The organism is Corallococcus exercitus (assembly GCF_003611585.1).
Lineage (GTDB): Bacteria > Myxococcota > Myxococcia > Myxococcales > Myxococcaceae > Corallococcus > Corallococcus exercitus.
Window position 1 is genome coordinate 1 of sequence record NZ_RAVW01000047.1, and the last position, 21090, is coordinate 21090.

Annotated in this window: 14 protein-coding genes; 8 read left to right on the plus strand and 6 right to left on the minus strand. The window is 70.6% G+C overall.

Going from position 1 to position 21090, the window contains the following annotated elements; translation table 11 throughout:
* Positions 1-41: 41 nt before the first annotated feature.
* From D7W79_RS08830 to D7W79_RS08840, 3 genes are all read right to left on the minus strand, one after another.
* Positions 42-569, minus strand: a complete 528-nt coding sequence (locus tag D7W79_RS08830) for an OmpA family protein (RefSeq protein WP_120524914.1) — start codon at positions 567-569, stop codon at positions 42-44.
* A gap of 88 nt (positions 570-657) precedes the next feature.
* Complete coding sequence (locus D7W79_RS08835; protein WP_120524902.1) at positions 658-2031, minus strand: sigma-54-dependent transcriptional regulator; 1374 nt, start codon at positions 2029-2031, stop codon at positions 658-660.
* Positions 2021-4144 (minus strand): two-component system sensor histidine kinase NtrB, encoded by a 2124-nt coding sequence (locus tag D7W79_RS08840; RefSeq protein ID WP_120524903.1) that lies wholly within the window; start codon positions 4142-4144, stop codon positions 2021-2023. Before D7W79_RS08840 ends, D7W79_RS08835 begins: the two co-directional genes overlap by 11 nt.
* 156 nt (positions 4145-4300) lie before the next feature.
* On the opposite strand from D7W79_RS08840, the gene D7W79_RS08845 reads away from it, so the two are divergent.
* Positions 4301-4852, plus strand: a complete 552-nt coding sequence (locus D7W79_RS08845) for a glutathione peroxidase (RefSeq protein WP_120524904.1) — start codon at positions 4301-4303, stop codon at positions 4850-4852.
* A gap of 2 nt (positions 4853-4854) precedes the next feature.
* Here D7W79_RS08845 and D7W79_RS08850 read toward each other — a convergent pair whose 3' ends face one another.
* Positions 4855-5556: an MBL fold metallo-hydrolase gene (locus tag D7W79_RS08850; RefSeq protein ID WP_120524905.1), complete on the minus strand. Its 702-nt coding sequence runs from the start codon at positions 5554-5556 to the stop codon at positions 4855-4857.
* 153 nt (positions 5557-5709) lie between these two features.
* Here D7W79_RS08850 and D7W79_RS08855 point away from each other — a divergent pair, with 153 nt between their 5' ends.
* Both D7W79_RS08855 and D7W79_RS08860 read left to right on the plus strand, forming a co-directional pair.
* Positions 5710-6924, plus strand: coding sequence for an NAD(P)/FAD-dependent oxidoreductase (locus D7W79_RS08855; protein WP_120524906.1), 1215 nt, complete (start codon positions 5710-5712; stop codon positions 6922-6924).
* A 55-nt stretch (positions 6925-6979) separates the two neighbouring features.
* Positions 6980-7618 (plus strand): carbonic anhydrase, encoded by a 639-nt coding sequence (locus D7W79_RS08860; protein ID WP_244221663.1) that lies wholly within the window; start codon positions 6980-6982, stop codon positions 7616-7618.
* Between the two features lie 19 nt (positions 7619-7637).
* On the opposite strand, the gene proA is transcribed toward D7W79_RS08860, so the two are convergent.
* Entirely contained in the window at positions 7638-13499 is a 5862-nt protein-coding gene (proA, locus tag D7W79_RS08865; RefSeq protein ID WP_158616922.1) for an anti-phage protein ProA, read from the minus strand.
* A 226-nt stretch (positions 13500-13725) separates the two neighbouring features.
* Here proA and D7W79_RS08870 point away from each other — a divergent pair, with 226 nt between their 5' ends.
* From D7W79_RS08870 to D7W79_RS08890, 5 genes are all read left to right on the plus strand, one after another.
* Entirely contained in the window at positions 13726-15450 is a 1725-nt protein-coding gene (locus D7W79_RS08870) for a sigma 54-interacting transcriptional regulator (protein WP_120524908.1), read from the plus strand.
* A 69-nt stretch (positions 15451-15519) separates the two neighbouring features.
* Positions 15520-16035, plus strand: coding sequence for a latent transforming growth factor beta-binding protein (locus D7W79_RS44475; protein ID WP_244221664.1), 516 nt, complete (start codon positions 15520-15522; stop codon positions 16033-16035).
* A 52-nt stretch (positions 16036-16087) separates the two neighbouring features.
* Positions 16088-18139 (plus strand): serine/threonine-protein kinase, encoded by a 2052-nt coding sequence (locus D7W79_RS08880; RefSeq protein WP_120524910.1) that lies wholly within the window; start codon positions 16088-16090, stop codon positions 18137-18139.
* Positions 18136-18867: a tetratricopeptide repeat protein gene (locus tag D7W79_RS08885; protein WP_120524911.1), complete on the plus strand. Its 732-nt coding sequence runs from the start codon at positions 18136-18138 to the stop codon at positions 18865-18867. The genes D7W79_RS08880 and D7W79_RS08885 overlap by 4 nt, the downstream gene beginning before the upstream one ends.
* Positions 18868-18899: 32 nt before the next feature.
* Positions 18900-19724, plus strand: a complete 825-nt coding sequence (locus D7W79_RS08890) for a GNAT family N-acetyltransferase (protein WP_120524912.1) — start codon at positions 18900-18902, stop codon at positions 19722-19724.
* A 3-nt stretch (positions 19725-19727) separates the two neighbouring features.
* Here D7W79_RS08890 and D7W79_RS08895 read toward each other — a convergent pair whose 3' ends face one another.
* Complete coding sequence (locus D7W79_RS08895) at positions 19728-21077, minus strand: GON domain-containing protein (RefSeq protein ID WP_120524913.1); 1350 nt, start codon at positions 21075-21077, stop codon at positions 19728-19730.
* Positions 21078-21090: the final 13 nt, after the last annotated feature.

The following is a 21090-nucleotide window of genomic DNA, read 5'->3' on the forward strand; positions in this document are numbered from 1 at the left end:
GTCGGTGGGGTTCATGAGCGTGGGGGCGTGGGTGAAAGGGTTTACAGCTCGCCGGCGTGGGCCTGTTCGGCCAGGCGGAAGGAAAACTCCGCGCGGCGGTTCTTCTCCGGGGCGTTCACGTCCGCAGGCCGCTCTTCTCCGTAGGAGATGACGGAGATGCGCCCGGGCTCGACGCCCAGGTTCACCAGGTAGGCGCGCACGCTGGCCGCCCGGCGCTGGCCCAGCGCGAGGTTGTATTCCGTCGTGCCCAGCTCGCAGGTGTGGCCCGCCACCGTCACCTTCGCCAGGCCGCGCTGACGCAGGGCCTGCGCGATGCGCGCCAGCTCGTCGGTGGCCTCGGGCGGCAGGAGCGAGGAGTCGAGCGGGAAGTAGATGGGCGTGGCGCTGAGCGCCGCGAGCGCCTGCTCCGGGTCGTCGCCGGGCGTGGGCTTCGCCGCGTTGCCGCGATCGCTGGCGGACGGGGCCGGCGTGTGGGCCGCGGCGTCGGCCGTGCTTGTGTTGGCCGCGCGGCGGGCGCAGCCGGTGAGGCCAATGACTGACAGCAGGAGGACCAGGTGGGTTCGGTTCATGCCCTGATACATGAGCAAGGGCTGTGCCGCTGTCCTCCCGTCGGGCGCCGCTCGCGGTGCGGCGCAATGACTGGCAAAGCGCGTCGTCCTAGCGTTGCGAAACGCCGCTGTCGGTGCGCTCCCGGCGGTGGATGGTGGAGACATCAATCCCCAGCAGCTCCGCCGCCCGCGTCTTGTTGCCTCCACAGCGGGCAACCACCCACGCGATGTATTCACCCTCCAGCTGTCTCAGCGGCACCACCTGTCCGTGGGCGGCGGCCAGCGGGTGGACCTCCGGCGCCGCGTCCGTGGTGTGCAGCCTCAGCTGGGCCAGGTCCACGGTGGGCTGAGCACCCAGGACGACCAGGCGCTCCACCAGGTTCTCCAGCTCGCGCACGTTGCCGGGCCAGGGCATGCGCGCGAGCGTGGCCACGACCTCGGGGGCCAGGGTGGTGACGGGGGAGCGCGGATTGCGCGCCCGCGCCTGCGCCACGAAATGCTCGGCCAGCTTCGGGATGTCCTCCGTGCGCTCGCGCAGCGGCGGCACTCGGAGTGAGACGACATTGAGCCGGTAGAAGAGGTCCGCCCGGAAGCGGCCTTCCTTCACCCGCGCGTCCAGGTCCTGATGCGTGGCGGCCAGGATGCGCACGTCCACCCGGCGCGAGCCGTCCGCGCCCACGGCCCGCACCTCGCCGTCCTGGAGCACGCGCAGCAGCTTCGCCTGGAGCTCCGGGGGCATGTCTCCAATCTCGTCGAGGAAGAGCGTGCCTCCGTCCGCCTCCAGGAAGAGGCCGCGGCGCGTGGTGGTCGCGCCGCTGAAGGCGCCCTTGATGTGGCCGAACAGCTCGCTCTCCAGGAGGGCGTGGGGCAGGGCGGTGCAGTTGACCGCCACGAAGGGCGCGGGGCTCCGGGGCCCTTCGGAATGCAGCGCCCTGGCGACCAGCTCCTTGCCACTGCCGCTCTCCCCCCGGATGAGCACCGGCGCTTCGGAGGCGGCCACGCGGTCGATGAGTTCGTAGAGCGTCCGCATGGGCACGCTGTGGCCCAGGAGCGATCCCAGGCCGCTGCGCTGGGCCACCTGCCGCTTAAGGTCGCGGTGCTCGGCCTTCAGGCGCCGGGCCTCCAGCGCCCGCCCGACGTGGAGCAGCACCTCGTCCAGGCGGAAGGGCTTGGTGAGGTAGTGCCAGGCGCCCCGCTTCATCGCCTCCACCGCGCTCTCCACCGCGCCGAAGGCGGTCATCAGCAGCACCGGCAGCTCCGGGTCGTGCCGGCGCGCCGCCGCGAGCACGTCCAGCCCGTCCACCTCCTCCATGCGCAGGTCGCACAGCACGACGTCGTAGACGCGCGCCCTGAGCTGGGCGATGGCGTCCGCGCCGCCCGTGGAGAGGTCCACGCGATAGCCCGCGTCCGTGAGGGGCTCCTTCAACATCTGTCCCATCTCCTCGTGGTCATCCACCACGAGGATGCGCGCGCTAGACGGCATGACGTTCCTCCCAGCTGACCGCGGCCACCGGCCACCGCAGCGTGACGACGGTGCCCCGGCCGGGCTCGCTGTCGACCCCCACCTGACCACCATGATTGCGGACGACCTGGGCCACCACGCTCAGGCCCAGGCCCGTGCCCTGGCCCCGCTTCTTGGTGGTGAAGAAGGGGTCGAACACCTGGTGCAGGTGCTCCGGCGCGATGCCCCGGCCGTCGTCCTGCACGCGGATCTCCACCAACTCCACCGCCTGGGCGTCTCCCGCCGCGCACACCCTGGCGCTCAGCCGCACGTGGCCTCCGGCGGTGCAGGCGTCACAGGCATTGAGGGCCAGGTTCAGGAGCACCTGCTGGAGCTGATCCGCGTCCGCCGCGAGGCAGGGGAGCCGCTCGGGCACGTCCCACTCGAAGTGCACGTGCCGGCGCTCGGCCTCCACATCGAGCAGCTCTTGAAGGCCGCGCACGACGGGCGCGAGGGGCACGACGCCGGCCCGGGCGGGCTGGAGGCGCGACAGGTCCAGGAGCTGCCGGATGATGCGGCTCACCCGGTCGATCTGCGTGACGATGGCGCTGAGGCCCCGGCCCTGCGGGTGCTCCACGCCGCCCACCTTCTGGAGCATGTACTCGGCGTGCCCCCGGATGATGCCCAGCGGCGTGCCAATCTCATGCGCCACGCCCGCGGCGAGCACGCCCACCGTGGCCAGCTTCTCCGCGCGCAGCAGCTGGTCCTCCAGCATGCGCACGTTGCTCAGGTCCTCCAGCACCAGCAGCGTGCTGGCCTCTCCGTCGCCATGCTCCAGCGGGACGGCGTGGACGTTGAACTGGTCCTTCTCGTTGAAGAGGCTGAGCGGTTCGCCGTGCAGGCTGCGCACGGCGCCCTTGTCCCGCGCGGACAGCACCAGCGCGCCCAGCCGCTGCACCGCCGCCGAGGGAGCGGTGGGGAAGGCCTCCGGGAGGGTGCTGCCCACGGCGGTCGCGGGCAGGCGCGTTCGGAGGGCCTGGTTCACGGCGCTGATGCGGCCTTCGTGGTTGAGGGCCAGGATGCCCGTGGGGATGTGGTCGAGGATCTTCTGCGTCTTCTCGTGCAGGTGCGCGAACCTCGCCGCGTGGCGCAGGCTCTCCCGCAGCGCCACGGCCCGGCGGTTGGCGAGCACCACGTAGGTCCCGAACGCGACGAGGAACACCGCGATGAGGAGCGCCGCCAGCGACAGGCGCAGCACCAGGGTGCGCTCGTGGGAGCGCAGCGCGTTCGTGGAGGAGAGCGTCGCCACGGACCAGGACGCCTCGCCGCGCATGCGCAGGGGCCGGAACGTGGCCACCGCGTCCGATTGCCCCAGGCCCAGCCGCTGCGCCTCCGCCTCGTTGAGCCGCAGCGTCCCGGACGCGCCCGCGCGCATCCGCGCCACCAGCGTGCGCAGCCCCGGCACGAGCGTGCCCGCGGGCTCACCCAGGCGGCCGTGCCAGGACGCCAGGGCCGGGTCGCTCATGGGCGCGGGCGTGCCATGCGCGCCCAGCAGGAGCAGCCGCGTGTTCCCGTCCACCGTCACCATGCGCAGCGGCGCGAAGACGGGCTCCGTGTCCACGAGGATGGCGACGGCGCCTCCGCCCCCGGGCTCATCGGAGTCGATGCGGGTCGCGAAGACGCGCATCCATCCGGACGAGGCAGCCCCTTCGATGGGGTGCGAAGGGATGACGTGCCCCACCGGGGCCGTGAGGGCCTGACGCGCGGTGTCCACGAGCGCCGGGGGATGGACGGCGTCCCTCGGCAGGTGGCGCGACTTGTGGTCCACCAGGAAGAGCCGCTCGTCGCCTTCAGGGCCCAGCACGGCGATGGCGCGGTACTGGCCCACGGCCTCCAGCAGGGCGCGCAGCTCGTTGTGATGGTCTCCGGTGGAGCCGGGCTGGGCGAGCAGCTCGCTCGCGAAGCGCAGGTTGTCACCCAGGTCCTCGAGCGAACGGGCGACGCCGCTGGCGGCTTCGTCCAGCTGGGCCTGCCGGTCGCGCCCGAACTGTTCCACGAGCGCCTGCCGGTCGCGCTGGATGAACCACACGGCTCCGCCCGCCACGCTGGCCAGGGCGACGAGCAGGAGGATGAGGGGAGCGAGGAGCCGGTGCATGGGGGAAGGGAACCCACACAACGCAAGGCGCGGGCCAGCCGTTCCCCCAGGGGGCCGCGCACCCGGCCCTGCTGAGACCGCCGCAAATCACCACACCGGGGCTGGCACTTTGCCGCGCTAGAGTGGCTGCCCCCTCGAACGGAGACCGAGCTGAACATGAGCCAGAACCTCTTCGACATCCCCCTCAAAGGCATCGACGGCGCCCCCCGGACGCTCGGTCAGCACAAGGGCAAGGTCCTGCTGGTGGTGAACGTCGCGTCCAAGTGCGGCCTCACGCCCCAGTACGAAGGCCTGCAGAAGCTCTATGCCAGCAAGCAGGCGCAGGGCCTGGAGGTGCTGGGCTTCCCCGCGAACAACTTCCTGGGGCAGGAGCCGGGCAGCGAGGCGGAGATCCAGCAGTTCTGCACGCTGAAGTACGACGTGACCTTCCCGATGTACTCGAAGATCTCCGTGGTGGGGCAGGACAAGCACCCGCTCTACCACGCGCTCACGGGGGCCATCCCCGTGGCCACGGGTGAGGGCCCCATGCGCGCGAACCTCAAGGGCTACGGCATCGAGGCGAACCCCCAGCCGGAGGTGCAGTGGAACTTCGAGAAGTTCCTCATCGGCCGGGATGGCCGCGTCGCGGGCCGCTTCGCTCCGGACGTGACGGCGGAGGATCCTCGGCTCGTGCAGGCCATTGACGCGGAGCTGGCGAAGCCGGCCTGACGTCAGGCCCCCGGCACCGGGGGCTCCGTCCGTCCACAGGCGCGGTTGGCCGGGACGGCGATGTCGATCTTCTTGGGCCGGGGCAGGTTGAGGGCGTTCATCACCTGGATGAACTCCTCGCGGCTCCTGCCCGCGAGCCGCGGGTTGTGCCGCTTCTCCTCGCCGATGCTCGTCGCCGTGTTCCCGTGGTAGTCGTGACCGGGATAGACGAGCGTCGCGTCCGGGAGCTGGAAGAGGACGCGGGTGATGGAGTCGTAGAGCTGGCCCGCGCTGCCGTTCTGGAAGTCGGTGCGGCCGTTGCCCCGCACCATCAGGGCGTCCCCGGTGAAGACGCGGTCGCCCAGCAGGTAGCTCACGCTGTCGTCCGTGTGGCCCGGCGTGGCGAGCACCTGGAAGGCGCACTGGCCGACGTGCACCGTGTCCCCATGCCGCACGTGGAGGTCTGCGGCCTCGGCCCCGCCGGCTCCGGCCACCACCTGGCACCGCGTGCGCTCGCGCAGCACGCCGGACGCGGTGACGTGGTCCGCGTGCACGTGGGTGTCGAAGACGTGGGTGAGGACGAGCCCCAGCTCGCGGACGAGCCGCAGGTCGCGCTCCACCTGCTCCAGCACCGGGTCGATGAGGACGGCCTGACGCGTGGCCTCATCCCCGATGAGGTAGGTGTAGGTCGAGGACTCGGAGTCGAAGAGCTGGCGGAAGTGCATGTCGAGGCCTCCGGGTTCGGGCTCGTGAATCCTGCTCCGGAAACCAGGGCCAGGAAAAGGGATGTCCTCCTTTCAACGGGGGAGTCGCATCGGAGCGCAGTTGTCGCGGCGGGCTTCCGCACGCAGTCTCGCCGGCGCTCATTTGGAGGCCTCATGTCCGCTCCCTCGCAGCACCATCGCGTGCTGATCATCGGTGGCGGCACCGCGGGCCTCACGGTCGCGGCACGGCTGCGGCGAAAGGGCCTGCGGGATGTCGCCATCCTCGAGCCCTCGGCGCATCACTACTATCAGCCGCTGTGGACGCTGGTGGGCGCCGGCGCCGCGGACATCGCCAGCTCCGTGCGGCCTCAGGCGGACTACATCCCGGAGGGGGCCCGGTGGCTCCAGGATTGGGCGGAGGAGGTGGACCCCGTCCGCCAGCAGGTGCTCACGCGGGGCGGAGAGCGCCTGGCCTATGACTTCCTCGTGGTCGCTCCCGGCATCCAGCTGGACTGGGACCGGGTGCATGGCCTGCGCGAGGCGCTGGAGACGCCGTTCGTGTCCAGCAACTACGACTTCCGGCTCGCGCCGAAGACGTGGGAGATGGTGCGGGCGTTCCAGGGCGGCACGGCCCTCTTCACCCACCCGGCCACGCCCGTGAAGTGCGCGGGGGCGCCGCAGAAGATCATGTACCTGGTGGCGGACCACCTGCGCCGCAGCGGGCTCACCGCGAAGTCGCGCGTCGTCTTCGGCTCGGGGGCCCGGACCCTCTTCGCGGTGCAGCCTTTCGCGAAGGTGCTGGAGGGCGTCGTGGAGCGCTACGGCATCGAGACGCACTTCGGCCACGACCTGATCGAGGTGCGCGCGGGCACCCGCGAGGCCGTCTTCGCGGTGACGCGGGACGGACGCCGGGAGCTGGTGACGGTGGGCTATGACCTGCTGCACGTCACGCCTCCGCAGAGCGCGCCGGACTTCATCAAGCGCAGCGCGCTCGCCCATCAGGACGGACCGAACGCGGGTTGGGTCAAGGCGCACAAGTACACGCTTCAGCACCCGGAATACCCGAACGTGTTCGCCATCGGGGACGCGAGCGACCTGCCCACGTCCCGCACCGGCGCTGCGGTCCGGGCGGAGGCGCCGGTGCTCGTGGAGAACCTGCTCGCCGTGATGGCGGGGAAGGAGCCCACGGCCCGGTATGACGGCTATGCGTCCTGTCCGCTGGTGACGGGCTACGGGCGGATGCTGCTCGCCGAGTTCGACTACGAGGGCAAGCCCGCGCCGAGCCTGCCGTTCATCAACACGTTCGTGGAGCGGCGGGACCTGTGGCTGCTCAAGAAGTACGGGCTGCCGCGCCTGTACTGGGACGGGATGCTTCGTGGGCGCGCCTGACACTCGCGAAAGGGACTTCTCGACGATGGGCCCTGGTCATGCCAGCGTCACGTCCGTGACGCCCTACGACAAGATCTTCGAGAACAACAAGCTCTGGGCGGAGGAGCAGCTCCGCGCGGATCCGGACTACTTCACCAAGCTGTCGGTGTCGCAGCAGCCGGACTTCCTCTACATCGGGTGCTCGGACAGCCGCGTCCCCGCCAACCAGATCATGGGCCTGGCGCCCGGTGACGTGTTCGTGCACCGCAACGTCGCCAACCTGGTCAACAACGTCGACCTCAACGTGATGTCGGTCATCAACTACGCCGTCCGGCAGCTGGACGTGAAGCACATCATCGTCTGCGGCCACTACGGCTGCGGCGGCGTGCGCGCGGCGATGCAGCCCAAGGACCTGGGCATCCTCAATCCCTGGCTGCGCAACATCCGCGACGTGTACCGCTTCCACAAGCAGGAGCTGGACTCCATCTCGGATGAGACGAAGCGCTACGAGCGGCTGGTGGAGCTCAACGTCCTGGAGCAGAGCATCAACATCATCAAGACGGCCGCCGTGCAGAAGTCCTACGTGACGCGCGGCTTCCCCATCGTGCACTCGTGGGTGTTCGACCTGCGCAACGGCATCCTCCAGGACCTGAAGCTGGACTTCGTCCAGACGCTCCACAACATCCAGGAGGTCTACGACCTCACGAAGGAGTGAGGCCGTGGGCCCGCCGGGGCTATTGCTTCCACACCAACCGCTCTCCGTCGGCCAGGCATTGCCCGCGCTGAAGAAGCAGTGTCAGGCCGGCTTCCAGGACCGGGAGCACCGCCCGGGTCAGTCGCTGGATGCCAAAGCACCGGGCTGTTTCCCGGAGCAGGTCTTCGCGCTCCAGCGACAGGGACTGCGTGAGCACGGCCGCCGCGGCATTGGCCACCTCTTCGGGAGGAAGGTGCACGGCCTCGCGTTCGGGATGCGCGCCACGAAAGCCTGTGTAGCGCGCGGGCCCTCGGCTGTTGGACCAGAGGAACTCCCCCTGGACCGTCACGGTTCCGCGCTTCGCGAGCGCTTGGAGCTGCTCCTCCAGCCGCTTGCGCACCCGGGGCGTCAGTTTGGTCAGCCCCCAGGCATCCAGAACGCGCCGGGCAAGCAGGTCCTCATGGAGCGGCGCCTCCTGATCGACGACGGACTGGAGCTGCTCCCGTAGGGAAGCGTCGGACGAGGAGGCGAAGAGGTCCGATCCCTCCTTCATGGCTCGTAGTGTCGCCGGGATGTAGGCCTGGGCCAACGAGATGGGGCCAGCGGATGCGGGCGGGGGCGAGCTCGGTGCATCGGTGTTGGCCGGCCGGGCCGGAGGCGGTTCCGAGGCGACGGGGATCGGAGCTTGTGGGGACCGGGGCAAACCGGATGAGCCGGTGGGCTGCTTCGCCTCCTCCAGCGCACGCTGGACCGCGGCCTTCAAGGCCTCCAGCTGTCCCTTCCGGTCCTGCTCCCATCCCAGGGACCACACACGGTGCAGCCGCCAGCCCAGTCCGCGCAATACCTCGGACCGCAGCCGATCTCGGTCTCTTGCGTTCGCCGCCGAGTTGTAGCGGGGGCCGTCGCACTCCACGCCCAGGATGTATTCGCCGGGGCTCTCCGGGTGGACCACCGCCAGTCCCACCCGGTAGCCGCCGCTTCCCACGTCCGTGTGCACCGTGCATCCGGCTTCGCGGAGCGCTTCCGCGACCTTCTGCTCCAGCGCATCCGTCGGCTCGCGCTCCGCCGCCGCCGCCGCGATGGCGTCCGCTTCGGCGGCGCGACGGAGGAAGTCCCGCAGATGGCGCACGCCTACCGAAGCGGTCCGCGAGAGGTCGATCTGATCATGCGTCAGCGTGGAGTAGACACGCAGGGCGCAGCGCGCGCGAGTCACGGCGACGTTCAGGCGCCGCTCACCGCCCGCCCGGTTCAACGGACCGAAGCTCATGCGCAGCTTTCCCGCGGCGTCCTTCGCGTAGCAGATGCTGAAGAAGATCTCGTCCCGCTCGTCGCCCTGGACGTTCTCCAGGTTCTTCACGAAGACGGGCTCCGACGAGGCGAAGTGCGCCTCGACTTCCGGGAAGCGCGCCCGCTCGGCTTCAAGCAGTTCGAGGATGACCTGCTGCTGGACGGCGCTGAAGGTGACGACGCCAAACGTCCGCTCGTGAGGTGCGTGGCGACGCAGGGCCTTCACCAGATCCGCGACCAGCACCTCCGCTTCGCGCGGGTTGATGGCGGCGGACTTCCCGCTCATCTTGGACTGGTAGACTCCGTCTGGGACGTGGCGCCACTTGACCCCCAGGTCCTCCACGCGAGCACGCGCGGCGGGGAACACATGGAGGCGGCCCGCGTAGTACTGCCGGTTGCTGAAGTCGATGAGGCTGTCATGCCGGCTTCGGTAGTGCCAGCCCAGCATCTGCTGGGGAAACTGCTTCGCCAGGGCCTCCTCCAGGATGCTCTCCAGCTCGATGACGTCGTTCTCGTCCGGTATCGCCTCCGGGTCCTCGCCCCGGGTGAAGAAGGTGGTTGGCGGAAGCTGTTTGGAGTCGCCAACGATGAGGGCCTGGTCCGCCCGGGCCATCGCGCCGATGGCGTCGTGGGTGCCAATCTGCGAGGCCTCGTCGAAGACGAGCAGGTCGAAGCGACGTCCATCCGCGGGCAGGTACTGGGCGACGGAAAGCGGACTCATGAGGAAGCAGGGCTTGAGCCGCCGGGACAGGCTGGGGATGGATGTCAGCAGCTTGCGCAGCGGCATGTGGCCCCGCTTCTTCCGCAGCTCCCGCGACAGGATGCCGGGCTCCGAGCTCTCCGCGGCGAAGGCGAGGCCTGATGGCAGCTTCTGCTCCAGCGCGGAGATGACCTGTTGGCGGGAAAGGACCACGTGCTCACCGTCGAGCTGGCGGAACCGCTCCACCCGGGTCGAGTGGGCCCGGGCCTCGAAGTCCCGCAGCGCGGGATCCATGTCCCGCAGGGCATGCGTCCACGCGGTGAGGACCGCGCGCTCGAAGGCCGTGCTCAACCGGTCCTCCGTGATGCCCTGGGTCTCCACCGCATCCACGAACGGCCCGTAGCCCAGTGCGCGAACCTTGTCGGCCTGGGCCTGATGGAGGCACCACGTCCTCAAGGTGCGAAGACCTGACTGCCAGGCTTCGAGCTGCCGACGCAGTGAGGCGCGGTGGTGCGGTGTGGCGGTGCTCTCCCATGGGCGGGTCTTCACCAGGGCGGAGAGGGCCTCCTCGGAACGCGCGAGGCGCTCCAGGGCATTTCGTAGCGCCTGGGCCTGGGTGGCCAGCAACTCGCGGGAGCCAGCTTCCATGGGGACATCGACCCGGGCGACACCCAGGACGCTTCGAAGGTCGCGAACCCTCAGCGCGCGCGTAGAGAGACCCTCGACCGCTTCGGCTTGTGCCAGGTCCTGTGAAGGCACACCGCGCAGCGTCGTCGCGAGGGCGTGGGCCTGGTCGGCGAGCTTTGGCCTCCACTCCAGCACCTGTCGCGCGGTGGCGAGGTCCTTCTCGATGTCGCGGTTGGAAGGCAGTCCCTTGGAAGCAAGCGTCGCGAGTTGCTTCCGCGCGCTCCGCAGGAAGAAGTAGGCGAAGAGGAAGAACGCCCCCGCCCACTTCTGGAACCGGCCGTGGAGGGCCGCCAGATCCAGGGTGAGGAGGCCCGTCCCCCAGCGCGAGGCGAGCTGGGTTTCCCGGGAGGACTGCTCGCGCAGGGCGAGCGACTGCTCCTGCAGCTTTCGTGAGACGTCGGGCCATGCGTCATCCAGCAGCGCGACGGAGGGCACCGGTCCACTGGCCAGGACGTCTCCCAGCTCGACCAGGGGACGCAAACCCTGCGTCGAGGCGGGGACGTCGATGCCGACGGATGCCGCGAGCGCCGCGGCCGTCTGCTCCACGGCGTCGAGCGCGGCGCGGGTCTCGGTCAGTGAGTCACGGACCTGCTGTTCGAAGGCATGGGTCCACGTGACACCGCGAACCGCCTGCCACGGATGGGGGCCCAGGGCCCTCAAGGCGCGAAGCGTGCTGGCGAGCGCTTCCACTTCATGACTGGCTTCGCGGAATCGCGCTTCCGTGAGCTCTCCAGGGGAAGGAAGGCTCAGGTGCACGTCCGGGGCATCTCCCAGGGACAAGAGCCGACCGGTCGCGCCATAGAAGCTCTGACCCAGGGGCCAGGACCGGTGGAGTGCCCGAACGTAGGCGTTCAGCGTCTCCCGCTGGGCGGAGAGTTCGTCCGAACGCGCCTGCCAGGGTGGGGCGGGTGTTTGCCGGGTCCGCTCCCAGGCCCGGCCGAAGGACGCGAGCACTTCCTTCTTGTTGCTCTTGTGGCTGTGGAGCTCCAGGCAGAAGTCCTCGAGCCCCACGTCCCTGAGCCGTCGGTACACGACGTCCAGCGCCGCCATCTTCTCCGACACGAAGAGCACGCTCTTGCCCCGGGCGATCGCGGCGGCGATCAGGTTGGTGATGGTCTGTGACTTGCCCGTCCCTGGGGGACCCTGGATGACGAACGAGCGTCCCGAGAGCGCGGAGGCGATGGTGGCGAGCTGGGTGGAGTCCGCGTTGACGACGCATGGCAACTCCCCGGCCGGGACCTCGGCGTCCAACTGCTCCGGTTGGAACTCCGTTCCGCTCGCCGGTGGCGCTGCGGTGCTGGCGGCGGCGATGTGGCGGACCAGCGGATTGGAAAGAAGAACGTCTTCGTTGTCCTCCAGGTCCTTCCACATCAGGAACTTGGTGAAGGTGAAGAGCCCTACGTGCGCTTCCTCCAACACCTCCCAGCCGGCCTGCTTCTGGATGGAGGTGCGGACGGCCCGGAGGATGGCGGGCACGTCCACCCCTTTCTCGTCCGGTTCAAGCGTGGTCAGGGCACTGACGTCGAGGCCGAACTCGCGCTTGAGTTTCTCCACCAGGGTGACGTTGCCCAGGGGCTCCTCGGGGAGTCGCTCGATGCGGAGCCGCTCACGGGCGCGGTCCAGGCGGAAGGCCACGGGGTAGAGCAGCAGCGGGGCGAGCCGCGCCGTCGAGGGGTCGCCCGGGTCGAACCATCGCAAGAGTCCGATGGCGATGTAGAGCGTCTGGGCGCCGCCTTCCTCCAGGTCCGTGCGTGCCGTGCGCTCCAGGTACCTGGCGCGAGACCAGAGCTCGGCTTCACGCAGCGGGGAGTGAAGCAATCCCTTGTCCAGGTCACTGCGGCGACGGGCGGCGACCTCCTCTCCGGTGCCTCGGGCCTTCAGGAGCTTCGCCTCACGGGCGTCGAGCGAATCCATGTCCGGGGCGGGGATGATTTCGAAAGCCTCGCCTCCCGCCAGTGTGTCCTCGAACACGGCGAGGTCCGGCATGTGGAGCTCCAGGGCGCCTCGGGTGTCGAGCCGGAAGTTGAGCAGCTTGTTGCGCAACGTCAGGTCGAGCAGCTTCTCCTTCCATCGGCTGAAGCGGGTGAGGACCTGTGCGCTCGGGGGCTTGGGTTCGGCGGGCGGAGGTGCTGCCGCGGCGCTTTCCAGGATCGTCCGGATGCGCGCGTGCGCCGGCTCGCTGGACTCCAGCTCCTGGGGCGGGGCCTCCACGGCGCGAAGGGGAATCGGGCGGTAGCGGTCGAACCGGAGGACGCTCACGTCGAGTGCGGCCACGAATCGGCTGTCCTCCGAGAGGTGCTTGAGCGCTTCGCTGACGGCCCGCTCGAAGGAGGGGCGCCCGGCGCCCACCGCCGTGGAGGAGTCGAAGGGGAGCAGGTGTCCCAGTGCGACGAGGTTGCGCAGCCGGGCCGCGTCCTCCACGAGCCCTTCCGGGAAGCGTTCGTCGATCAGCCATACCGCCGGGAACGCATGCCCCTGGACGAGCAGGAGCAGGGGGTGGAGGCCCATGGCCTCCAGCGCGGAGGCGAAGAGGAGGGTGAGATCCAGACAGCACCCCATGCGTTCCTGGAGGAGCTGATCCGGCAGCCGGACCTTCTGTCCATGGGACTCGAAGCTGGCGGCGACTTCCACGTACCCGAGCTTCAAGGCCTGCACGGCTTCGTAGAGCGCGGCGGCCATGGCTCGCGCGTGGCTCGGATTGCGTTGCTGGTAGCCACTCAGACTGCCGTCGCCCAGGGCCTGCTCCAACAGGCTCCGCACATCCTTGAGCAGTTCAGGAATGACGGGATGGTTCGGCGTGACGAAGGTGGCGAGCAGGCCCAGCGGGGCTCGTGCTCCCGGCCAATGGTTGTAGGGGAGGACTTCGACATCCAGGGCCCCGTTGGAAAGGACCGTGGCATCTTCACGAAGCGCCCATCGAAGCTGGGCCCGCTCCGCCTCCAAGACCGCGCGCAAACGTCCGGCGGGCAGTCGCAAGTCGATGACTCCGAGGTTGGCTTCCTCTCCCGAAGGCAGGGGCGGCACGGGGAGCTGGATCTTCTCTCCCAGGTCGGGCAGCAATTGCAGCTCAAGCGTGGTGGGTCCCAACGCCCGCTCACCCGTATTCCGGATGAGCGCTTCCCGGATGAGCGGGACGCCACTCTGCTCCATGGCGAAGTTCAACGTGGAGGCGCTGATCAGCTCTACATGGACCGGCGGAACCACCGGGACAGGAATGGCCGTGGACATAGGACCTCGAGTGCGGGTGGCCAACGCTGCACACCACCCCGACCGCGACAGCATGCCACGCACGCGGTTGTCCAAGGTTCGAGGGGCGGGCGGGGTCTTCTGGCCCCCCTCCCATGGGCGAGGAATACACCTCTCAGGAAGCCTCTCCGTGGCTTCAAGGACATGAATGAATGGGGCGGAGGCGGCCGGACGCACCGCCCGGGTCCGTCCTAGACTCCTCCGCAGCATGCGCTTCTTCCTGACCCTTCCGGACGGACGTTCCTTCGCGCTGGAGAAGCCGGTGGTGTCCGTGGGCTCCGAGCCCGCGTGTGACGTCGCCCTCTCCGCGCCCGGGGTGAAGGGCAGCCATGCCCTGCTGTTCCGGGACGCGCGGGGGTGGACGGTGTCCGCCGCCGGTCCGGACTGCGACGTCCGGGTGCGGGGCAAGCGGGTGGAGCTGTCTCCGCTGGAGCCGGGGGCGTCGTTCAGCCTGGGCAAGGCCGTGCTCACGCTGACGGCTTCCGAGCCCACGGTCGCGTCGGTGCCTTCCGCGACGCCTTCGCACTTGCTGGGCGTCCTGACGGACTTCGCTTCACGGCTGCTCGTGCAGCGTCCCGCGGCGGAGCTGCTGGAGGCCGCGCTGCGGGGCATCGCGGACGTCACCTCCGCGGACGTGGGCTTCCTGGTGTCGGTGGAGGGCGACCGGCGGCAGGTGCTGGGGGCCACCGGCTCCGTGCCGGCTTCGGTGGTGGTGGACAGCCTGGTGGATCAGGTCGTGGGCTCCGGGGCGCCGGTGCTGGTGCCGGACGTCGCGGCGGAGGCGGCGCTCGCGGGCGCTCCCAGTGTCCTGGCCCTGCGGCTGACCTCCGCGCTCGTGCTGCCGCTGCGTGCGGGCTCCGCGCCCCTGTGCGCCGTGTACCTGGGGCGGCGCCTGGGCAGCCCTCCGTTCTCGCCGCGCGAGCTGGAGGAGGCCATGGCGCTCTCCTCGCTCGCGGCGCTGCTCCTGGCCACGTCCCGCGAGCTGACCGAGCTGCGCGAACAGGTGGACAGCCTCACGCAGCGCATCGCTGCGGCCACGTTCGAAGGGCTCATCGGTGAGTCGCCCGCGATGCGGAACCTCTACCGGCAGGTGGAGCGCCTGGGGCCCACGTCCCTTCACGTGCTCATCCAGGGGGAGACCGGCACGGGCAAGGAGGAGGTGGCCCGCGCCCTCCACCGGCGCAGCGGCCGGCGGGGGCGGCTGGTGGCCATCAACTGCGCGGCGCTTCCGGAGTCGCTCATCGAGCGCGAGCTGTTCGGCCATGCGCGCGGGGCGTTCTCCGGCGCGACCTCCGACCGCGCGGGGCTGGTGGAGGCGTCGGATGGGGGCACGCTCTTCCTGGATGAGATTGGAGACATGCCGCTGTCGCTCCAGTCGCGCCTGCTGCGCGTCGTCCAGGAGCATGAGGTGACGCGGCTGGGGGAGCACCGTCCCCGCAAGGTCGACATGCGCGTCATCGCCGCCACGCATCAGCCGTTGAAGGCGCTCGTGGCGAAGGGCGCCTTTCGCGAGGACCTCCTCTTCCGCCTGGACGAGGTGCGCCTGGAGGTGCCCCCACTGCGGGAGCGCGGCGAGGACGTGCTGCTTATCGCGCACCACGTGCTGAAGCAGCAGGGGGCTCGCGCGCGGGGCTTCACGCAGAAGGCGGCGGAGGCCCTGCGCGGTCATCCCTTCCCGGGCAACGTCCGCGAGCTCGTGTCCCGGGTGCGGCGCGCGGCCATCCTCGCTTCAGGGGAGCTCATCGGCGTCGAGGACCTGGACCTGGCCGCGGACTTGGCGCCCCTGGTGCCCCTGGACGAAGCGCGCGATGCCTTCGTGCTGCGCTACGTGCGAGAGGCCATTGCCCGCAGCGGCGGCAGCAAGAAGGAGGCGGCCCGGGCCCTGGGCATCGGCCTGCGCTCCGTGTTCCGCTACCTGGGCGAAGAGGACTGAGGGCTGTTCTTCCTCCTTCGCGTTGAAGTACTCCTGGAGCCCATGCGTTGCCCGTTCCCATTCCTCCTCGTGCTCGGAGTCCTGCTGGTGGGCCCGGGGTGCCCGCTCGACATCCAGGTCCGGGAGGAGCCGGACGCGGGATGTTCAGGGGACTCCTGCACGCTCGCGTGCGCCGCCGACCGGGAGTGTCCCGCGGGACAGCGCTGCAATGACTTCTACGATGAGTGCGAGCCCGGCCCCCGCATCACCGAGCCCTGTGCGGACAACATCGCCTGTTCCGGGATCGCGAGCTGCAAGGACGGACGCTGCGCGCGGCGCTGTTCCGTGAATGACTGTCCCCTGGGCTACCAGTGCTCGCCGGGGCCGGAGTCCCTGTGCGTCGAGACGTGCGAGGGCCTGACACCGGAGAACCTGGGGAGGTTCTGCGCGTCCTCGATGGAGTGCACGCGGTGCGGCCTCTGTACCGACTCGGGGGGTGGGAAGAAGTGCCACCAACCCTGCCGGTCGGATGCGGAGTGCCCCGATGCCCGGCCCGGGGTGTGTGTCGTGATTCCCGGATCCACCCTCCGCGTGTGCCAGCAGTGACGGTGCCCCTGGGTTTGCCCGCGCGGATCGCGCTTCCTAGACTGCGCGCGCGATGACGGGCGAACTGCTGGCCGGCCGCTACCAGTTGGAGCAGGAGTTGGGGCGGGGCGGGATGGCGACGGTGTTCCTCGCCCGCGACCTCCGGCTGTCCCGCCGCGTGGCGGTGAAGGTGCTGCATCCGGGCATGGAGGCCCGCCTCACCGAGCGCTTCCGCCAGGAGGCGGAGGTGGTGGCGTCGCTCCAGCACCCCAACGTGCTAGCGGTGCATGACGTTGGCGAGGACGCCGTGCGCGGCCCGTTCCTCGTCTGTGAGTGGGTGCAGGGCGAGAACCTGCGCGAGCTGGCGCGGCGCCTGGCCCCCATGCCGCCCGAGGCCGTCGCGCTCCTGGGCTGGGAGCTGGCCCGCGCGCTGGAGGCGGCGCACTCGCGCGGCGTGGTGCACCGGGACGTCAAGCCGGAGAACGTGCTCGTGGCGCGTGGCGGTCCGCTGAAGCTCGCGGACTTCGGAATCGCGGCGCTGGCGGACGGGGCCCGGCTGACGAGCACCGGCGCCGTCATCGGCTCGCTGGCGTACATGGCTCCCGAGCGCATCGACACCGGTGCGTGGTCGCCGGCGTCGGACGTCTACGCGGTGGGCGTCGTGTTGTTCGAGCTGTGCGCGGGCACGACGCCGCATGCCGGAGAGGGCAGTGCCCGGCTGGCGGTCTCGGTGATGACCCGCGATGCGCCGTCGCTGCGGGAGGTCGTGCCGGGCACTCCCGCGCCGCTGGGTGCGCTGGTCGCGCGGTGTCTTGCCAGGGATGCGCGCGACCGGCCCGCGGATGGCGCGGCGCTGGTCCAGGAGCTGGAGGCGGTGCTGCGGCCATGGGTGGGTGCGCCTGCTGAAGCGTCACGCGCCTTCTTCCTGGCCCCGGAGGCTTCCGTGGGCCGCTGGCGCGAGGACGGGTTCCAGCGGCTGTTGAACGAGGGCCGCGCGCTGCTCGCCGCAGGGCAGGGGGCGCAGGCCGCCCGGTGTCTCAATGCCGCGCTGACGCTCCAGCCCGGAGCCCCGGAGGTGCTGGCGCTCCTGCGCTCGCGTCCCATGAAGAAGGGGCTTGTCCGGCGCGCGTGGGATGCGTGGCCGGAACGAGCGAAGGGGCTCGTGGCGGGCGTGGTGCTCGCGGGAGTGCTGGGGAGTCTGGGGACATGGGGATGGCGCTCACGTGAGCGCGCGGAGGGCTCCAGTGCCTCAACAGTTGCCACCTCCGTGCCTCCTGTGTCCGTCGCGGGTTCGGACACGGTGAAGGCTCCCGCTGCTCCAGTGGGTGTGTCTCCCAATGCAACGGAGAGCGCCTCTGTGCCTCCTGCTCCCATCGCGGGCTCGGACACGGTGAAGACTCCCGCTGCGCCAGTGGGTGTGGCTTCCAGTGCAACAAGGGGCAACTCCGCCGACTCCGCTTCCGTCGCGAGCACGAGCGCGGGTCCTTCTGGCGTGGCTTCCCATGCAACGAGGGGCAACTCCATGGAGTCTGCGTCCGTCGCAAGCTCGAACGCGGCGGGTGCCTCCAGGTCGCCTCCAATGGCGGCGAGTCCGCCGGCGCGCGGGACCGCTGGCACTTCGCGGCCTGGGGGTTCGCGGCAGGCGACGACGGAGGTCGCTGGCCAGGACCAGGACCTGCCCGTGCGTGTGCCGGACGCCCAGGACTTCGCGACCCTCACGGTGGCGACGCGCCCCTGGGCCGAGGTGTTCGTGGATGGCCAGAGCCGGGGCTACACCCCACGGCTGCACGAACTGCGGCTGGCTCCCGGAACTCACCGGCTCCGCTTCGACAACCCCCTGTGCGAACCCGTCGAGGAGGTGCTCGAAGTGGCTGCCGGCGAAGCGGTGTCCCGTGAAGTCTCCCTCCGGGTGCGCGACGCGGAGGTCACCATCGTCGCGCCCGCGGCGTCCCGCGTCTTCGTCGACGGCGTGGAGGTGGGCGTGGCCCCGCTGCCGGCCCCCGTGAAGCTCACGCACGGGGGACACCTCGTGTCGGCCCGGGACCCGGGAGGCAACGTGCTGAGGCAGTCCCTCGACGCGGTGGCGGGCACCCGCACCACGGTCGTGCTGGAGACGTCGCCATGAAGACCGCCATCGTGTCCCTCGTGCTCGCGGCGTCCTCCTCGCTGGGCCCCGCCCGCGAGGCCTACCAGTCCGGCGACCTGCCCCGGGCCCGCGCCTCGCTGGAGGGCCTGCTCCAGCCCTTGCGGCTCTCCAATCCCCAGGAGGAGGCCGAAGCCCACCTGCTGCTCGCCGCGACGTTCCATGCACAGGAGGACCTGCCGCGCGCGGAGCAGGAGGCCGTGGAGGGGCTCGCGCTCAACCCCGACGCGAAGCTGGACCCGCTGGTGTATCCGCCGGACTTCATCGCCTTCGTCGAACGCGTGAACGTCCAGCGGCGCGAGCGCATCACCCAGCGCGCCGCCGAGCGCCGGCCTCCCGTGCTCCTGCCCCAGCCCTCCGCCTCCGCCCCCGTCCTCGTCGAGTCCCGTCCGGCGTCGCGGGGCTGGTACCTGGTGCCGTTCGGCGTGGGCCACCTCGTGCATGGCCAGCGCTCCAAGGGCGCCGTGCTGGCGGTGGGCCAGGGCGCGACGTTCGCCGTGTCCGCCGTCTCCCTGGGCGTGGCCCTGTCCCTGCGCGGCTCCGACGGCCGCTACTCCGCACAGGACGCGCCCTCGGCTCGGGCCTTCAACGTCTCCTATCTCGTGGGGGCCTACGCCTTCGCGGCGCTCTATGCCTACGGCGTGCTGGATGGACTCCTGTCCTCACCCGAACCGCTCGCACCGCCTCCGGGCAGCGTTACCTCGCACTGACGCGGCGGCCCGCCCCGGTGTAAAGGGAGTGGATGAACGACGTGAACCTGGTGGAGATCGCGCGGCGGTTCGAACGCAAGCAGGCCACCTCCGCGGTGGCGCTGGCGACGGACTCCGCGCCGCTCGCCGACGGCTGGATGGCGTTCGGCGGCGTGGGCTCGTACATCAACAAGTCGTGCGGCTATGGCTTCGAGCGCGACGTCACGGGTGCGGAGCTGGACGCGCTGGTGGACTTCTTCGCCTCGCGCGGGGTGGAGCCCAAGGCGGAGCTGAGCCCCTTCGCGCCGCAGGCCCTGCTGAAGGGACTGGCGGACCGGGGCTTCGTGCTGCGCGAGTTCGAGACGGTGCTGTACCGGCCGCTCCCCGCGGGAGAGGACCTGTCGCTGCTTGCGAAGGGCTCGCCCCCGGGGCTGCGCATCGAGCGGGTGGATCCGTCCGACGACGCGGCGGTGCGCAGGTTCGTGGAGGTCGCCGGCAGCGGCTTCGTCCCGGAAGGCGAGCCGATGCCGGAGATCTTCTGGGAGATGGGATTGAAGGCGGCGCGCAACCCCTCCTCGGACTCGTACATGGCATGGATCGACGGCGAGCCGGCGGGGGCGGGAGGCTGCGAGGTGAGCGACGGCCTCACGTCCCTGTTCGGCACGTCGGTACGGCCGGCGTACCGGCGGCGCGGCGTGCAGCAGGCGCTCATCGCCGCGCGGCTGGCGCGAGGACGGGAGAAGGGCAGTGACCTGGCCGCGATCATGTCCTCTCCCGGCATCCCCACGGAGCGCAACGCCATGCGCCTGGGCTTCCAGATGGCCTACTCCCGCGTCGTGCTGGTGAAGCCCGGCGCGGGGCTGTTGCCGTCGCCCTGAGGGCTACGGCTGCGGCACGGTGTACGCCAGGGGCAGCTGCGCGCCGTTCTGGTTGAACGGGTTGTAGCTGCCCTGCGGGCCCACCCAGCCGCAGCCGCCGTAGCCGTGCATCTCCACCACCTGGTTGTTGTCGCTGAACGCCCACCACGACGAGCTGCTGGAGGGGCCGAACTTGCCAATGGCGCCCGAGGGCACGGAGAACGGCGTGCCCCGCAGGTCCACGTTGGCCAGGCCCGTGCGGCTGCACCCCATGGCCGCCGCGTAGGTCATGGCCGTCACCGGCTCCTTGTTGACGTGCTTGAGCGCGCCGGTGGACGTCGCGAAGGTCTGGTCAGCGGTGTCCACGGTGAGGGTGGCGGGGTTCAGCCGGACGCGCGTGTACCGGGTCCGCACGTCGGTGCCCGGCGAGTTCCCTCCCGCCGTGTACTGCGAGTAGTTCGCGCCGTCCTCGGTGTGCGGCAGGACGAGGTACTCCCTGGGCGTGCTGACCATGTCCTTGCACCACGCCGTCCAGCGCTTCAGCGGGTCCTTGTTCACGAACAGCGCGTACTCGCCGTCCGGCGCGCCGGGCCGGGCGGCCCGGATGTCCTGGCACGTCGCGGGACGGTCCCCTCCGCGGTAGTGGAGCTGGAGCGCGCCACCCTGCTGGTTGTAGGGGTTGTAGCTGCCCACGAGGCCCACCCATCCGCAGAAGCCGTCGCCGGTCAGGTCCACGACCTGGCCGTCCTCGCTGGAGACGGCGGCACCGGTCGCGCTCGCGCCGCCCACGCCGAACGCCTCCGCGTCCACCGTGAACGGGGTGCCCCGCAGGTCGACGCGGCCCACGCCCTGTCCGCCGCCGCACGCCATGGCCACGCCGTAGGGAACGGAGGTGACGGTGTCCGGCGAGTGCGTCAGCTCGCCCGTGGAGATGGCGAAGGTCTGGTCGGCGGTGTCCACGCGCAGGGTCGCGGGGTCGATGCGCAGCTGGTAGTAGGCCGTGCGGACGTCGGTGCCGGGCGACGCGCCGCCCGCGGTGTACTGCGAGAAGTTGGCGCCAGGCTCCTTGCGCGGCAGGGCGAGGTACTCCTTCGGGGTGCCGGCCATGTCGTGGCAGTACGCGGTCCAGGACGCGGTGACGTCACCGGCCACGTAGAGCACGTAGTAGCTGTCCGGCGCGCCGGGCTGGGCGGTGCGGATGTCCAGACAGCTCGTGGGCAGCGCGGTGAGGGGCTGGGTGCGCTCCGCCGGGGTGCTGGGGCTGGCGCTGTCGCCGGCACCACAGCCGGCGGCCGCGAGGGCCAGGAGGCTCCAGGTCAGGGACTTCGCGTGGCGGGAGAAGCGGGGAGCAGCGGAGGGCTTCGGGTGATTCATGGGGATGAGGCTC

Bases quoted from the DNA above. Each gene is read 5' to 3' on its own strand.
- D7W79_RS08880 (WP_120524910.1), top strand. From the start codon at position 16,088: ATGACGGGCGAACTGCTGGCCGGCCGCTACCAGTTGGAGCAGGAGTTG.
- D7W79_RS08830 (WP_120524914.1), bottom strand. From the start codon at position 569: ATGAACCGAACCCACCTGGTCCTCCTGCTGTCAGTCATTGGCCTCACC.
- D7W79_RS08870 (WP_120524908.1), top strand. From the start codon at position 13,726: ATGCGCTTCTTCCTGACCCTTCCGGACGGACGTTCCTTCGCGCTGGAG.
- D7W79_RS08835 (WP_120524902.1), bottom strand. From the start codon at position 2,031: ATGCCGTCTAGCGCGCGCATCCTCGTGGTGGATGACCACGAGGAGATG.
- D7W79_RS08850 (WP_120524905.1), bottom strand. From the start codon at position 5,556: ATGCACTTCCGCCAGCTCTTCGACTCCGAGTCCTCGACCTACACCTAC.
- D7W79_RS08855 (WP_120524906.1), top strand. From the start codon at position 5,710: ATGTCCGCTCCCTCGCAGCACCATCGCGTGCTGATCATCGGTGGCGGC.
- D7W79_RS08840 (WP_120524903.1), bottom strand. From the start codon at position 4,144: ATGCACCGGCTCCTCGCTCCCCTCATCCTCCTGCTCGTCGCCCTGGCC.
- proA (WP_158616922.1), bottom strand. From the start codon at position 13,499: ATGTCCACGGCCATTCCTGTCCCGGTGGTTCCGCCGGTCCATGTAGAG.
- D7W79_RS08845 (WP_120524904.1), top strand. From the start codon at position 4,301: ATGAGCCAGAACCTCTTCGACATCCCCCTCAAAGGCATCGACGGCGCC.
- D7W79_RS08895 (WP_120524913.1), bottom strand. From the start codon at position 21,077: ATGAATCACCCGAAGCCCTCCGCTGCTCCCCGCTTCTCCCGCCACGCG.
- D7W79_RS08890 (WP_120524912.1), top strand. From the start codon at position 18,900: ATGAACGACGTGAACCTGGTGGAGATCGCGCGGCGGTTCGAACGCAAG.
- D7W79_RS08885 (WP_120524911.1), top strand. From the start codon at position 18,136: ATGAAGACCGCCATCGTGTCCCTCGTGCTCGCGGCGTCCTCCTCGCTG.